Below are 14,335 nucleotides of genomic sequence, written 5' to 3'. Positions count from 1 at the left end.
GGGTGCCCCCGGGCGGACGTGCCGTCGGGTCGGACGGAACGCCGTGCGAGGCGCTCGTTCGACGGTCGGTCGTGGTTCGGCCCGGCGGTCGCGGGTGCACCGACGCGGGATAGCCGAACTTTTCATGCGGACGCCCGTGCGACTCGGGTATGAGTCTGGAGGCCGCCGTCGCCGTCCCGTTTCGCGGAACGGGGACCGACCGGATGGGTGAAGGCGAGTTCGTCGTCGCCCTCTCGCTCGACCGCGACTGGTTCTCGCCGGACCAGGCCAAGCGTCTCGTCGACGTGGCGGCCGGCCGGGGCCTGCTCGCCCGTGCAGACGACGGGTCCCTGGTGGCGACGTTCGACCCCGCCGAGGTGCACGTCCCCGACGACTTCGCCCCGGACGAGTCCGTGTTGCGCGAGCAGTCGGCGTTCGAACGGCTGGTGGACGCGCTCGTCGCCGCCGGGGTGGAGAAGCGAGAGGCGGTAGCGGCGGCGAACGAGCGCCAGCGGGACCGAGAGGTGACCCTGGAGACGGCGGCGGTACTCGTCGCGCGCGAGCGCGGCGTCGACGTGGACGGCATCGCCGCGGACGTGCGCGCCTCGCTCGTCGAAGCGGAGGAGTGAGCGATGGTCGACGAGCGCACCACGGACGGCGTCCGTCTCGCGCAGTTGCTCGCGTCGGAACTGACCGCCGGCGGCGCGCGCCTCGGACCGCTCGCGGTGACGGACGCCGACCCGGACGTGGAACCGACGACCGAGGGCGCGCTCGCGTACCGCGTGGTCGCGCGACGGGACGAGCGCGGTGACGAAGGGGACACCGACGACGAGGGCGAACCCGACGGCGAGGGGAGTCACGAGGACGGCGAAGCCGCAGAGACCTGCGCGGCGGTGTACGTCCACCCGGGCCGCGTCCGCGTCGAGTTCCTCGTCGCGCCCGACGCCGCGGCTCGAGCGGCCGAGGACGCCGACCTCCGGGTGCGGCCGAAGGCGGTCCGGCCGCCGCGGACGGTCGCGTTCGTCGAAGACGGCGCCGAAGTGAAGCGGGTGCTCCCGGTGTTCGCGGCGGTGCTGGCCGAGCGCTAGACCGGAGGCGGGCCGAGGGCGTTACAGCGAGGCGAGAATCCCCGGCAAGTCGCGGGCCAGCCGGTCGCGCTCGACGGTCGCGACGGCGTCGGGCGTCGGGTTCTCGTCCTCGCCGAGTACCTGCACCGGGACGAGGCCGGCGTCGGCCGCGCCGGCGATGTCCTCCGCGGGGTGGTCGCCGACGAACGCCGTCTCCTCCGGGTCGGTCCCGAGCCCGTCGAGGAGCGCGCGGAAGGCGCGCTCGTCGGGCTTGCCCGCGGGGAGCGCGCCGGAGACGTTGACGGTGTGGAACTCGTCCCACCAGCCGAGGGCGTCGAGCTTCGACTCCTGGGCGCGGACGGGACCGTTCGTCAGCAGGCCGACCCGGTACTCCTCGCGGAGGGCCGCGAGGAGGTCGGTAGCGCCGTCGACCGGGACGAGCGCGTCGACGACCGCCTCGCGGTAGGCGGTGGCGAGCGCCGCCGGGTCGGCCGGGTCCGCCTGTTCGGCGCCTCCACCGACGGCGACGGGGTCGAGTCCACCGAGCAGGTCCGCGAACACCGGTTCGCGCGTCTCGGCGGTGCGGTGACGGGCGTGCGCGTCGAGGTACGCCTCCCGGGTGACGCCCGCCTCGAGGAGCGCGGGCGAGGCCGCTTCCCGAACCGCGTCGGCGAGGATGTCGCGACGCGAGCGGTCGGGGACCGCGAGCGTGTAGTCCAAGTCGAACCCGACGGCACTGAGCACGCCGGACGGAACGAGTTGCAGACGCAAGAACCTAGCGACACGCGAACGGCGTCGTACACACGGTGAGACGCCAGATTCGTGAGCGAATGGGTGGAAGGCGTCGGAGGGTCCGACACGTTCCGCCGTCGGGCGGTCCGCGACCACCCCGTTTTTTGCCGGTCGGGCGTCGTGACTCCGGTGTGACGCTCGACCCCGTCCACGTCGACACCATCGCGTACCTCGCGTCGACCATCGCGGACGGCGTGGACGACGGGGACCACGACGACGTCGCGGCGCGGGTGTGGGCGGAGTGGCTCGACCCACTCCGCGAGGACGGGCGACCGACGGTCGAACCGCTGGGCGAACACGAACTCCGGCGGACGCCCGTCGCGGACGCCGCGCTCGCGGACCGGCCGTTCCCGACGTGTCACGGCGTCGACTCCGGGACGCTCAACCCCACGGCGTTCAAGAACGGGCTGGTGCTCGACGTGGCACAGGCCGCGATGGGGACCGACCCGACCGACCTCGCGGTCCACGGCGACCGGAGCATCGTGGTGACGGTCCACGCGACGGACGCGACCGTCCGCTTCCCGGAGGGGTGGCAGCGGTACGACGACGGCAGCAGCGAGCGGCGCGTGCTGAAGGTGCCCCGGACGCGCCGGTTCGCCGACGAGACGGTCCACGAACTCGCGCTGTCGCTCGCGGAGTCGCACCACGCCCTCCAGCACGCCCACCTCGTCGACGACCTGCTGGTGCTCGACGGACCGCTGTACCCGAAGCGGCTCCTCAACTGGGCGACGCGCGACCGGGAACTCCGCGAACTCGCGTACGGCGAGGCGGTCGCCGAGGCCGTCGAGAACTACGTCCGCCTCGTCGAGACCCAGATAGACCGCGGCGTGCCCGTCGTCGGCTTCGTCAAGAACCCCACCTCGGGGTACATCGGCCGGACGCTGGCGGCGAACGGCGTCGAGGCTCCGTGGCCCGACGACGCGGCGATGTTCACCCGCCTGCTGGAACGGCGCGAGGACGGCGAGCGACTGACGGACGCTATCACTCACACGACGTGGTTCCTCTCGCGGGGGGGGTCCGACCGTCCGCTGTCGGCGTCGGGCGACGCGCTCGGCGTCGAGCGGTCGCTCCCGGCCGAGCGGTACGAGGTGACGTTCATGTACGTGTACGACCCGCGGGCGGACCTCCTGTTCAAGGTGGAGGCCCCTGCGGCGTTCACGCGCGAGGCGGAGACGCGGCGGGCGCTCACCCGACAGGTCGTCTCGGAGGTGGCCGCGACGGGCGGCCCGCCGCGGGCCGTCGAGAAGGCGGACGAACTCGCCCGCATCGGCGCGGGCGAGAAGGGGGCGCTCCGCCGGAAGTTCGAGGAACGGTTCGGGGCGGAGTTCCTCCACACCTACGACGACGAGCGCTGGGGCGAGGAGTAACGGGCTCCGATGCGACGGCCGCCGGTCGCGTCGCCGCCCGACGTCACGTCTGTCCCTGCTTGCTGACCTCGACTTCGACCGTATCCTCGTCGACGCCGACGCGAGCGAACTGCGTGCGGACGTGCTCCTTGGCGGCCACGACGGCCTGTTCGCGGGTGTCGAACCCCCGCGGGAGCGGCGTCTCGAACGCGACCCGGATGGACTCCCCGTCCACGACGAGTTCGGACCCGCCGGACTCCACCTGGTAGAACTCGTCACAGACCAGCACGTACGCGGCGTCCTCGTCGGGCGCGCCCCTGAACGACGGCGCGCGCTCCCCCCGCTCGAAGATGGTTCCGGTGAGCGTGGTGCCGCCGCCGTGGCCGCGCACTTGTAACATGCGTCGAGATACGCGCCACGAGCGGAAAAGCACACAGCACTCGTCCCGCCTGCGCGGACGCCCGCCGCGGTCGTGGGGGCGGGCACGTCGGGATTTATGCCGGGCGCTACCGTGCGGGCCGACATGACCGATTCCGGCGATTCGGAACTGGGGGACTTCGAGAACTTCGAGGAGTTCGGCGGTGACTCGGGTTCGACGTCGCCGACGAGCGAGGACGCGGCGGCGGACGGTGACGACGCCCGGGCCAACGGCGGGGCGGACGCGGCCGCCGACGGCGCGACAGACACGACGGAGGCGGGAACCGGACGGCCGACGAGAGCGGAGACGACGCGGCGACGAGCGGGTTCGCGCAGTACGCGATGGACGCCGCCGACGGCCTCAGCGCCGAGGGACTCGGCACCGTCTCCGTCGCACAGGGGTTGCGCGTCGCGGAGGACGGCGACGAGACGTGCCTGCGGGCGTTCGTCACCGCCGACAACCGCGAGGCCGTCCGCATCGGGACGTACCTGCTCGTCCCGTACCCGGACGGGGAGACGCTGTTCTCGCGCATCACGGCGCTGGAGTACGAACAGGAGTTCCACACCGACGACGCGACGGAACTCACCGCCCGGCGACGGATGCGCGCCGGCCACGACGGGTTCACCGAGGCGGACTACAAGTTCGTCGCCGAACTGGAGCCGACCGCCGTCCTGTTCTCGCAGGGCGGGGAGCTGAAGCGGCGGATGGCCGACCGGGTGCCCAAACCCGGCGCGCTGGTCCGGCAGGCCACCGACGCCGAGCAGATCAAGACCGGCCTCGCCATCCCCGAGGAGGGCGTGTTCCTCGGGCACCTCTCGGTCGGCGGCGAGACGGTCCGCACCGCCGCCGAGCCGCCGACCGTCGACTACCGCCTCAAGGACGACTACGAGACCGGCGACCCGCTAGTGTTCCGGCACACGCTCGTCGCCGGCGGGACGGGGTCGGGCAAGACCCACGCCTCGAAGAACGTCCTCCGGCAGTACCTCGGACGGAGCTACGAGATGGACGACGGCCGCGACGCGCGAGCGAGCGTCGTGCTGTTCGACCCGCAGGACGAGTACGCACAGATGCACGACGACAACGACGCGCTCGACCGGGAGACCGCCCGCCGCCTCGACGCCGAGGGCGTCGAACACGGCGGCCACGACGACACCGTCGCGCTCGTTCCCAAGGAGGCGGGGGTGAGCTACCCCGGGAGCGGTCACCGCGCCGAGCAGGTGGAGTTCACGGTTCCGTTCAGCATCGTCGACGAGTACGACATGCCGTGGCTGGTCGCGGGCGCGTCGCTCAACGAGAACCAGTTCCCCGCGCTGACGACGCTGCTCCGGCGGTTCTTCCGCAACTACGAGGGCGGCACCTACCAGGAGTTCTGCTCGTTCCTCGACGACCCGGCGCTGAAGGAGGAACTACACGAGACCGGCCGGGTCCACGAGGCGACGTTCGACGCAGTGAAGCGGCGCGTCCGCGGCGTCCCCTCGGGCGTGTTCGACCAGGACGCGAGACCCATCACGGACCTCGACACGACGCTCGTCCGTCCGGGAGGGCTGACCGTCGTCCCGACGTACCACCTCTCGTCGTCGCGCGCGAAGGAGATGTTCGTCCTCGCGGTGTCGACGATGCTCGTGAACGACAAACTCTCGAACGCACCCAACAGCCGGCGGGTCGACGAGACGCCCCTCGTGCTCGGGATGGACGAGGCGCACAACTTCCTCGCCGAGGCGGACAACGTCCAGGCGCGGAAGGTCATCGGGAAGTTCACCGAGGCGGCCAAACAGGGCCGCAAGGAGCGACTCGGGCTGTTCCTCGTCACGCAGGACCCGCAGGACATCGCGGACCCGGTCTTCAAGCAGGTGAACACCCGGCTGGTGCTCAACCTGGGCGACGAGGAGGCCATCAAGAGCGTGAACATCCCGTCCGCGCTCTCGGAGAAGGTGCCGTACATGGAGAAGGGGCAGATGGTCGTCTACTCGCCCGACAACTCCGAACCGGTCGAAGTGACCGGCCTACCGGTGTGTGTGACTCGACACGGGGAGTGAACGGCGTGTCGGTCGTGACTCGCCGCGGCGACCGGCGCCGACCGCGGTGACGCACGCCTCCGGAACCGGTCACGGTTCATCGCTCGAGGGCTGAATTTTTCCTCCCCCCGCGCGTACTCTCCTCCATGGCAGACCGTATCCTCGTCGCGTTCGACGGGAGCGAGCAGGCCGAGCGGGCGCTGTCGTTCGCGGTCGGGGAGTGGCCGGACGCCGCGTTCACGCTGCTGTACGTCATCGACCCCTCGGAGGCGGGTCACTCCCCGACGGCGGGCGTCCCGAGCGGGGCCGAGGAGTGGTACGAGCGGACGAGGGCCGACGCCGAGGCGGCGCTCGCGGACGGCGCGGCACTCGTCGAGGGGAGCGTCGAGACGGACACCGTCGTCGGCCGGCCGGCCGAGTCGCTGGTCGAGTACGCGGACGACCACGACGTGGACATCGTCGTGGTCGGGAGTCACGGTAGACAGGGGCTCTCGCGCGTGGTCCTCGGGAGCGTGGCCGAGGCGGTCGTCCGCCGCTCGCCGGTCCCCGTCACGGTCGTGCGGTGACGGACGGCGACGCCCGGTCCGCCGCGCTCGGGATGCGGCGGGGTTTTCACTGCCGATAGCCGGGGGGGAGGGTTTAGGTGGGGCGCCACCCCGGCGGTTGACATGGGAGCACGGAGCGGAACACTCGGGGTTCTCGCGGTACTACTCGTCTCGACGCTCGCGGCCGGGCCGGCGCTCGCCGCGGGCGGTGCGGCCGACTGTGCGACGACGAACGGAACGGCCGTCTGTCTCGACGAAGCGAGCCTCACGACCGACCGGGTCGTCACCGGGAAGTCGACGACGCTCGACGTGACCGTGGTGAACACCGGCGACGTCTCGACGAACGTGTCGGTCGTGTTGAAGACGCTCGACCCGAACAACGCCACGAACTCGTACACCCTCGACCGATCCCACCTCGAACCGGGCGGGCGACTGGTGTTCTCGCAGTCGCTCGACGCGAGCACGCCCGGGACGCACGGACTGCAACTCGTGGTGTACGACGGCGACCTCTCGACCCGCTACGACGCCTCGTCGGTGCTGACGGTGACCGTCGTCGACCGCGGGCTGGGCGGGCCGCTCGACAGCGCCGAGTACGCGCTCGGCGCGCTCGTCGGCGCGCTCGCCGTGGTCGGCGGCATCGGGTACCGACACGGCTGAACGCACCACGGGCTCGCGCTCGACGGGGCGAGTCGGAGAACGGTGAACGGTCAGAAGAGGTTCGCCTGCCGGTACACCGAGATACCGTCGTCGGTGATTTCGTACGGTTTCGTCTCGCGCGAGTGGTTCGCGTCCCGTATCTTCTGAATCTCCACGGCCAGACGCGTCTCGCGGAAGTTCGACGGACGGACGTACTGGAGGACGAAGACGGCGTCCGTGAGGTACTCGACGATGCCGTGTCGAGAGGTGTACGGGTCCCCCGTGGACGCCTCGGAGGTGAGCATGGTCGTCACGCCGGCGCGCTTGAGCGAGCGGGCGAAGTCGAACACCTCAGAGCGGCGCTTCGAGGGGTGGTCGTACATCGTCTCCAGGAGCGAGACCGAGTCGAGGACGAGTCGGTCGGCGTCGAACTCGTCGACCAACCGCGAGATGTCGTCGCGCAGCGAGTCGAGCGAGTTCGCCATCTCGATGGGGTCCATCGCGACCACCGCGAGGCGCTCTTCGTCCTCGTACGCCCGGTAGGGCCACCCCTTCTCCTCCGCGGTCGCGAGGATGGCCTCGCGTGACTCCTCAAGCGTGAGGTAGACGGCCTTCCCGCCGTCTTCGAGTGCGCCGTTCAGGAACTGCAGCCCGAACGTGGTCTTGCCCGTCCCGGCGCTCCCGATGACGGCCATCAGCGAGCGCTCCGGCACACCGCCGAGTATCATCTCGTCGAGTCCCTCGATGCCGACGTCGATTCGCTCGATGTCGGACTCGAACTCGTCCTCCGCCTCGGCGAATCCCTCCGCGTCACCGCCGAGCGAGTCGAATCCGGCGGCGTCACCGGACCCACCGAACCCCCGGTCACCGGTGTCGCGGCCCGGCGAGGGGACGTCCGCCATCGCCTCCTCGAAGTCGCCGAACGCGTCGGGACTCCCCTCGTCGAACCCCTCGTCGCCCCCCTCGGTCGGGGAACCGACGGCCCCGAACGCGTCGTCGGCCGGGTCGTCGGAGGTGTCGTCGGACGAGTCGGACTGTTCGGTCGACTCGGAAGCCTCATCGGCAGCGTCCTCGTCGGCGTCGCTCTCGTCGGCCGCGTCCTCGCTGAGCGCCCTGTCGAACCAGTCTTCCTCGTCGTCGGTCACCGCCGGCACCTCCGGCGACGAACGGGAGTCGAGCGCGGGAACGCGGCGCGGTCGGCCCGGCCGACCGACGGTCGGCGGACGACCGACGTCGGGGGCGGCGACCGGCAGCCAGTCATGTTCGCTACGAGTGGAGCCGACAGCATGAATGTTCCCCAGCCGGCGGGACCGGTGTCGAGGAGAATCGGAGCGAAGTCGGCGAGTGAGGACGGGTCGGCGGGCTTTTCCACCGGGGGAGTGAACCGCTGGACATGGACGTTGGTATCGTCGCCCAGCGGGGGAACGACCGGGCCGCCTCCCTCGCCCGCGACGTCCGGAGCCGGCTGGAGGCGGCGGGTGTGACGGTCGCGCTCGACCGGGCGACCGCCGGGACGATGGACGCCGACGGGGTCGGCGTGGACGAGATGGAGTCGCGCGACCTCGTGGTCTCCATCGGCGGCGACGGGACGTTCCTCTTCGCCGCCCGGGGCGCGGGCGGGACGCCCGTTCTCGGCGTGAACCTCGGCGAGGTGGGGTTCCTGAACGCCGTCTCGCCCGCGGAAGCCGTCGAAGCCGTCCTCGATGAGGTGGAGGCGTTCCGCGGGGGTGAGGCGACCGTTCGGGAGGCGCCGCGGCTGGCGGCGACGTGCGGCGACTGGGAGAGCCAGCACGCCGCGAACGAGATCGTGGTGCAGGGCGACCGGCGCGGGCACGGCGGCGGGGTCGGCGTCGAGGTCCGCGTCGACGGCTCGCTCTACTCGGGCGGCCACGCCGACGGCGTGCTCGTGGCGACGCCCACCGGGAGCACCGCGTACAACCTCTCGGAACGGGGGCCGCTCGTCCACCCGAGCGTCGACGGTATCATCGTCACGGAGATGAGCGCGACCGAGGGGATGCCCTCGCTGGTCGTCGCGCCCGACGCGACGGTGAGCGTCACGCTCACCGACGCCGAGCGGGCGGTCGTCGTCAGCGACGGCCGCGGCCCGCACCCGGTCGAAGTGCCGACGGAGGTCGTCGTCGAGCGGACCGAACCGCCGATGCGCCTCGCCGGTCCGTCGGTCGATTTCTTCGAGGCGCTGAACAAACTGGAGTGAGCGGCGACGCGCGGCCGCCGGGACCCGACAGCCCGCCCACTCCCGGGCGAACGCGGCCCGCCGAGGCGTGCCACGCGAGACGCGGCGACGGCGAGCACGAACGCGCCGGTCTCACGTCGACGGTCGGACGCGCTCGGAGCGACGCCTCGTCCAGTCGCCGAGTCGGGTCAACACCGGCGTGAGGTGCCTGTGACCCACGGCGGTGAGTACGCCGAGCGAGGCTCCCCAGGCGAGGTGGCTCACGAGGAGCGTGAGCGAGAAGTACGGGACGGAAGCGGGAATTCCGAGTAGCCGAAGCCAGACCGGCGCGACGACGCCGGCGGCGACGGCCCAGAGCACGACGGCCCACCCGACCCCGACGGCCGCGTAGGTGGAGACGGTGTTGCGGTACCGCTCCGGCGCCAGCGACACCAGGCTGGCGAAGACGAACCCGAAGACCAGACTGTGGAACTCGTGGGTTATCCACCCGACGGCCGGGTTCGTCGCCCCGTAGAAGACCCCGATGCCGGCGACGGACCCGCCGAGCAGTTCCGACGCGACACCGTAGAACACGCCGGCGATCAGCGCCCCCACGAGCGTGACGACCAGGTGCGGGACGGCGGGGCGAACGCCGGTCAGTTCCGTCCCACTCGGGGTCGGTCCCGGTCCCCCGGTCTCGACTCGGGAGAGGACCACCTCGACTGTCGTTCCCGACTCCCCGACGGTGGACTCTATCGTCCCCCCGTAGCTCTCGACGAGGAGGCGGACGACGTTCAGCCCGAACCCCGTTCCGGGGTCGTCGAACTCCTCGATGTCCCCGGTCTCGAGCAGCGACTGCTGGGACTCGGGGAGACCGGGTCCCTCGTCGGTGACGCCGACGCGAACGCTCCGTCTCGTCGACGTCACCTCGACGTCGGGGGCGTCGTCGCCCGCGTGTACGACCGCGTTCTCGAAGAGGTTCGCGAAGACGTGCGAGAGCTGTTCGTTCGCGCGAACCGAGAGTCCCTCCGGAACGGCTCCGAGCGCGACCCGGGCGTCCGGGTGCCGGTCGGTGACGGTCTCGACGGCTTCCGCGAGACACTCGTCGAGATCGACGAACACGGGGGACGTCCGGCCCCGCTCAACCCGCCGGGTGAGGTGTTTCACCTGCTCTATCGTCCGTTCGATGTCGTCGGACCGTTCCTCGATGACCGCCCGCGAGTCGGGCGCCCGGTCGGCGCCGAGCGCCGCGTATCCGCGAATCACGGCCACCCCGTTGAGTATCTCGTGGCGGAGCAGTCGGTTGAGTATCGCGAGTCGGTTCGCCTGCCGCTCGAGTTCGTCCCGCTGTCGCCGGGTGCGCGAGGCGTACAGTCCGGTCAGGGTCCCGCCGACGCTCCCCGCGATGAGGAAGTTCGAGAGGTAGGTCCGCGACCGAATCGCCGACGCTCCCGGGGCGCCGTCGGGAGCCGACCCCAACAGCGTGAGCAGGACGAGCACCAGCATCGCCCCTGTTCCCACCACGCACCACCGCGCCGTCGTCCTGACCACGCCCGCTTCGACGTCGGCGACGACCAGGGCGACCCCGAAGGCCGCCAGCCCGAGACCGAGCGTCAGGGGCACGACCCCGGCGAGATAGAAGCGGACGGGGTCCTCGTAGAGGGCGAGCGTCACGGTGAACCGGGTGAGGAAGAACCCGATTCCGGCGACGACGAGACCGCTGAGATTCAGACGTCCGTTCGTCACACCGACCGGATGCAGGATGACGTAGATAAACGTTGACCGCTAGCTCTCACGGCCGGATAACTGGAGACGCTCGGACCGGGACGGGGAGGCTCGGAGGGCGTGCGGGACCAGACCGCCCGGGGTCGCCCCCGGGCGACCGAACGCCGGGGCGCCGACTCAGCCGACTCAGCCGACTCAGCCGACTCAGCCGACTCAGCGGCCCCACTCGGCCGCGTGGCGCGGGCGGTCCGACACCGCCATCACGTCGATGTCGTCGTCCCGGTGGGCGAGCGCTTCGAGCGACGCGCGGGCGGCCGCCCCAGTGGAGACGTACGGCACGTCCTCGTCGACGGCCGTCCGGAGCGCGTCCCGGTCGTCCGAGACGAGCAGGTCGATGCGTCCCTCGCGGAGCGCCGCGGCGACGTCGTCGAACTCGTCGGACTCGTAGTGGGCGGTGAACCCCTCGCGAATGTCGGCGAACTCGTCGTTCCCCGGAGCCGGGAGCGCATCGCCGCGGGTCTCGAACGTCACGGTCCCCGAGTCGGGGAGGCCGTGTCCGGCGGCGTCGAGCGCCTTCTCGTACGCCTTCCCGAACGAGCGGGCCGTCCCCATGACCTCGCCCGTCGACTTCATCTCGGGGCCGAGCCGCGGGTCGGAGTCGGGGAGACGGTCGAACGGGAGGACCACCTCCTTCACGCTCAGGTGCTCCGGAATCGCCTCCTCGGCGTCGAGGTCGGCGAGCGGCCGGCCGGTCATGACCTTCGCGGCGAGTTTGGCGATGGGGACGCCCGTCGCCTTCGAGACGAACGGAACCGTGCGCGAGGAGCGCGGGTTCGCCTCCAGCACGAACACCTCGGGACCGCCGTCGCCCTCCCGCACCGCGAGCTGGACGTTCATCAGCCCGACCGTGTCGAGCGCACGGGCGATGTCCTCGGTCACCTCGCGGACGCGCGCCATCGTCTCGTCCGAGAGCGAGCGCGGCGGGATGACGCACGCGGAGTCGCCCGAGTGGACGCCCGCCGCCTCGACGTGTTCCATCACGCCGCCGATGAGCACGTCCTCGCCGTCCGAGACGGCGTCCACGTCGAGTTCGACCGCGTCCGCGAGGAACTCGTCGACGAGGATGGGCTTGTCGGGCGACACGCGGACGGCCTCCTCGATGTACTCCCGCAGGTCGTCGTCGTCGTGGACGACCCGCATCGCGCGCCCGCCGAGGACGTAGCTCGGGCGGACGAGCACCGGGTAGCCCAACTCGCGAGCGAGGTCGAGCGCCTCCGACTCGCTCGTCGCGCTCCCGCCCTCGGGCTGGGCGATGCCGAGTTCGTCCATCAACTGGTTGAACCGGTCGCGGTCCTCCGCGAGGTCCATCGCCTCGACCGACGTGCCCAAGATGGAGCACTCGACGCCGCGCCGCTCCAGTTCGTCCGCGAGCGGTTCGCCGATGTCGACCGACGTCTGTCCCCCGAACTGTATCATCACGCCGTCGGCGTCCGTCGCCTCGATGACGTCCGCCACCTCCTCGGCGGTGATGGGTTCGAAGAACAGGCCGTCGGAGGTGTCGTAGTCGGTCGACACCGTCTCGGGGTTGTTGTTGACGACGTGCGCCTCGACGCCCTGCTCGCGGAGCGCGCGCACCGCGTGGACCGAACAGTAGTCGAACTCGACGCCCTGCCCGATGCGGATGGGGCCGCCGCCGACCACGACGACGCTCTCGGTGTCGCGGTCGACCCGCAACTCGCCCGCCGCCGCGTCCCCCTCGTAGGGACCGGAGAACCACTCGGGCTGGCGCGAGGAGTAGTAGTACGGCGTCGAGGCGGCGAACTCGCCCGCGCAGGTGTCGACCTGCTTGTAGGTGCGGCCGGGGACGGCCGCCTCCACCTCGCCGACGCCTGCGCGGGCGGCCGAGACGGGGAGCGCCTCCCCCTCGGCGTCGGCGGCCCCGGCGGCCGCCTCGGTGGTCTCGGCCGTCCGCCACGCGCCGCGGGTCTCGGGGAGCCACGTGAGGCTGCTGTCCTCGAAGACGTTCCCCGCGAGCGCGGATATCTCCGCGTTCGTGAACCCGGAGATAGCGGCCGGGGTGAACTCGCCGTCGACCACCTCCTTGCTCGCCTCGACGATGCGGGCGAACCGCTCGACGTACCACTCGTAGATGCCGGTGGCCTCGACCACCTCGTCCACCTCGAAGCCGCGCTCGAACGCCTCGAACATGGCGTACGGGCGGTCGGGGCTGGGCCGTTCGAGGTAGCGCTCGCGGAGTTCCTCGTCCTCCAGGTCGCCGAAGTCGATGGCGGGGTCGTACTCCGAGGAGCGGAGCGCCTTCAGGATGCTCTCCTCGAACGTGCGGCCGATGGCCATCGCCTCGCCGGTGGACTTCATCGCCGTGGAGAGCGTGAAGTCGGTGTCGTCGAACTTGTCGATGGGCCAGCGGGGCACCTTCGTCACGACGTAGTCGATGGCGGGTTCGAACGCCGCGGTCGTCTCGCCCGTGATCTCGTTCGTTATCTCGTGGAGGCGCTTTCCGAGCGCGACCTTCGCGGTGACGCGCGCGATGGGGTAGCCCGTCGCCTTCGACGCGAGCGCAGAGGAGCGCGAGACGCGCGGATTCACCTCGACGACGCGGTACTCGCCGCCGGGCGTGCCGTCGTCGCGCCACGCGAACTGGATGTTACAGCCGCCCTGGATGCCCAGGTCGCGGATGACCTCCAGCGCCGCGTCGCGCATCTCCTGGTGGCCGTCGTCGGGGATGACCTGCGAGGGCGTCACGACCGTCGACTCGCCCGTGTGGATGCCCATCGGGTCGAGGTTCTCCATGTTGCAGATGATGATACACGAGTCGTCGGCGTCGCGCATCACCTCGTACTCCAGTTCGACCCACCCGGAGATGGACTCGGTGACGAGCACCTCGCCGTTGCGCGAAAGGCGCAGGCCCGTGCGGACCCGCTCGACGAGTTCGTCCATCTCGCCGACGACGCCCGACCCGCTCCCGCCGAGCGTGTACGTCGTGCGGGCGATGACCGGCAGGCCGCCCACCGAGTCGACCGCGTCCTCTACCCGGTCGCGGAACGCCCCCTCGTCGAAGTCGGTGGTCGACTCGCCCTCGTCGAGCGAGATGGTGGTCGAGTGCGGCATCGGCTGACCGAGGTCCTCCATCCGCTCGCGGAACAGGTCGCGGTCCTCGGTCGCGTAGATGGTGTCGAGCGGCGTCCCCATGATCTCCACGTCGAACTCGTCGAGCACGCCCTCCTCCGCGAGTTCCGCGGTGACGTTCAACCCGGTCTGTCCGCCCAGCCCCGCGATGACTCCGTCCGGCCGCTCCGTCTCGATGACCTCCGCGATGGCCTCCGTGGTGATGGGTTCGATGTACACCCTGTCGGCCATCTCCGGGTCGGTCATGATGGTCGCGGGGTTGGAGTTCACGAGGACGACTCGGGCTCCCTCCTCGCGGAGCGCGCGGCAGGCCTGCGCGCCGGAGTAGTCGAACTCCGCGGCCTGCCCGATTTGGATGGGTCCGCTACCGATGAGGAGGATGGTCCTGTCGTCTCCACTCATTGGCGTGACCGAGTGCGCTCATCGTAATAAGAACGGCGACTTGGGACGATTTTCGTAGCGAGGTTGCGAGATTCGTAGTGCGACCGCGTG

General features: G+C 71.0%; 11 protein-coding genes and 1 pseudogene. 7 read left to right on the top strand and 5 right to left on the bottom strand.

The features are described from left to right. The first annotated feature begins 149 nt into the window (after positions 1-149). Positions 150-608, top strand: coding sequence for a DUF2240 family protein (locus AC6RUA_RS14610; protein WP_499813729.1), 459 nt, complete (start codon positions 150-152; stop codon positions 606-608). 3 nt (positions 609-611) lie between these two features. Further along, on the top strand, positions 612-1,067 hold the full coding sequence (locus tag AC6RUA_RS14605; protein ID WP_499813728.1) for a DUF7993 family protein: 456 nt from the start codon (positions 612-614) through the stop codon (positions 1,065-1,067). A 21-nt stretch (positions 1,068-1,088) separates the two neighbouring features. Here AC6RUA_RS14605 and AC6RUA_RS14600 read toward each other — a convergent pair whose 3' ends face one another. After that, positions 1,089-1,790 (bottom strand): HAD family hydrolase, encoded by a 702-nt coding sequence (locus AC6RUA_RS14600; RefSeq protein WP_499813727.1) that lies wholly within the window; start codon positions 1,788-1,790, stop codon positions 1,089-1,091. A gap of 179 nt (positions 1,791-1,969) precedes the next feature. Here AC6RUA_RS14600 and AC6RUA_RS14595 point away from each other — a divergent pair, with 179 nt between their 5' ends. After that, entirely contained in the window at positions 1,970-3,205 is a 1,236-nt protein-coding gene (locus AC6RUA_RS14595; protein WP_499813726.1) for a DNA double-strand break repair nuclease NurA, read from the top strand. A gap of 43 nt (positions 3,206-3,248) precedes the next feature. Here AC6RUA_RS14595 and AC6RUA_RS14590 read toward each other — a convergent pair whose 3' ends face one another. After that, positions 3,249-3,584 (bottom strand): DUF7113 family protein, encoded by a 336-nt coding sequence (locus AC6RUA_RS14590; RefSeq protein ID WP_499813725.1) that lies wholly within the window; start codon positions 3,582-3,584, stop codon positions 3,249-3,251. Positions 3,585-3,707: 123 nt separating this feature from the next. On the opposite strand from AC6RUA_RS14590, the pseudogene AC6RUA_RS14585 reads away from it, so the two are divergent. The 3 genes and pseudogenes from AC6RUA_RS14585 (at position 3,708) to AC6RUA_RS14575 (ending at position 6,819) form a co-directional block, all read left to right on the top strand. Then, a pseudogene (locus AC6RUA_RS14585) lies at positions 3,708-5,638 on the top strand (ATP-binding protein). Positions 5,639-5,763: 125 nt separating this feature from the next. After that, positions 5,764-6,183 (top strand): universal stress protein, encoded by a 420-nt coding sequence (locus tag AC6RUA_RS14580; RefSeq protein ID WP_499813724.1) that lies wholly within the window; start codon positions 5,764-5,766, stop codon positions 6,181-6,183. Between the two features lie 102 nt (positions 6,184-6,285). After that, positions 6,286-6,819: a hypothetical protein gene (locus tag AC6RUA_RS14575; protein WP_499813723.1), complete on the top strand. Its 534-nt coding sequence runs from the start codon at positions 6,286-6,288 to the stop codon at positions 6,817-6,819. A gap of 50 nt (positions 6,820-6,869) precedes the next feature. On the opposite strand, the gene AC6RUA_RS14570 is transcribed toward AC6RUA_RS14575, so the two are convergent. Continuing rightward, positions 6,870-7,943, bottom strand: coding sequence for a KaiC domain-containing protein (locus AC6RUA_RS14570; RefSeq protein ID WP_499813722.1), 1,074 nt, complete (start codon positions 7,941-7,943; stop codon positions 6,870-6,872). A 248-nt stretch (positions 7,944-8,191) separates the two neighbouring features. Between AC6RUA_RS14570 and AC6RUA_RS14565 the strand changes: the two genes are divergently transcribed. Beyond that, on the top strand, positions 8,192-9,013 hold the full coding sequence (locus AC6RUA_RS14565; RefSeq protein WP_499813721.1) for an NAD(+)/NADH kinase: 822 nt from the start codon (positions 8,192-8,194) through the stop codon (positions 9,011-9,013). 111 nt (positions 9,014-9,124) lie between these two features. Here AC6RUA_RS14565 and AC6RUA_RS14560 read toward each other — a convergent pair whose 3' ends face one another. Further along, positions 9,125-10,717 (bottom strand): sensor histidine kinase, encoded by a 1,593-nt coding sequence (locus AC6RUA_RS14560; protein ID WP_499813720.1) that lies wholly within the window; start codon positions 10,715-10,717, stop codon positions 9,125-9,127. A 192-nt stretch (positions 10,718-10,909) separates the two neighbouring features. After that, positions 10,910-14,245: a carbamoyl-phosphate synthase large subunit gene (gene carB, locus AC6RUA_RS14555; RefSeq protein WP_499813719.1), complete on the bottom strand. Its 3,336-nt coding sequence runs from the start codon at positions 14,243-14,245 to the stop codon at positions 10,910-10,912. Between the last annotated feature and the right edge of the window lie 90 nt (positions 14,246-14,335).

It is taken from the genome of Halorarum sp. SLYT50 (genome assembly GCF_059821265.1).
Note: the sequence above shows the minus strand (reverse complement) of the source record. Positions and strands in the feature narration are given on the sequence as shown.

Bases quoted from the DNA above. Each gene is read 5' to 3' on its own strand.
- AC6RUA_RS14610 (WP_499813729.1), top strand. From the start codon at position 150: ATGAGTCTGGAGGCCGCCGTCGCCGTCCCGTTTCGCGGAACGGGGACC.
- AC6RUA_RS14605 (WP_499813728.1), top strand. From the start codon at position 612: ATGGTCGACGAGCGCACCACGGACGGCGTCCGTCTCGCGCAGTTGCTC.
- AC6RUA_RS14590 (WP_499813725.1), bottom strand. From the start codon at position 3,584: ATGTTACAAGTGCGCGGCCACGGCGGCGGCACCACGCTCACCGGAACC.
- AC6RUA_RS14580 (WP_499813724.1), top strand. From the start codon at position 5,764: ATGGCAGACCGTATCCTCGTCGCGTTCGACGGGAGCGAGCAGGCCGAG.
- AC6RUA_RS14575 (WP_499813723.1), top strand. From the start codon at position 6,286: ATGGGAGCACGGAGCGGAACACTCGGGGTTCTCGCGGTACTACTCGTC.
- AC6RUA_RS14565 (WP_499813721.1), top strand. From the start codon at position 8,192: ATGGACGTTGGTATCGTCGCCCAGCGGGGGAACGACCGGGCCGCCTCC.
- carB (WP_499813719.1), bottom strand. From the start codon at position 14,245: ATGAGTGGAGACGACAGGACCATCCTCCTCATCGGTAGCGGACCCATC.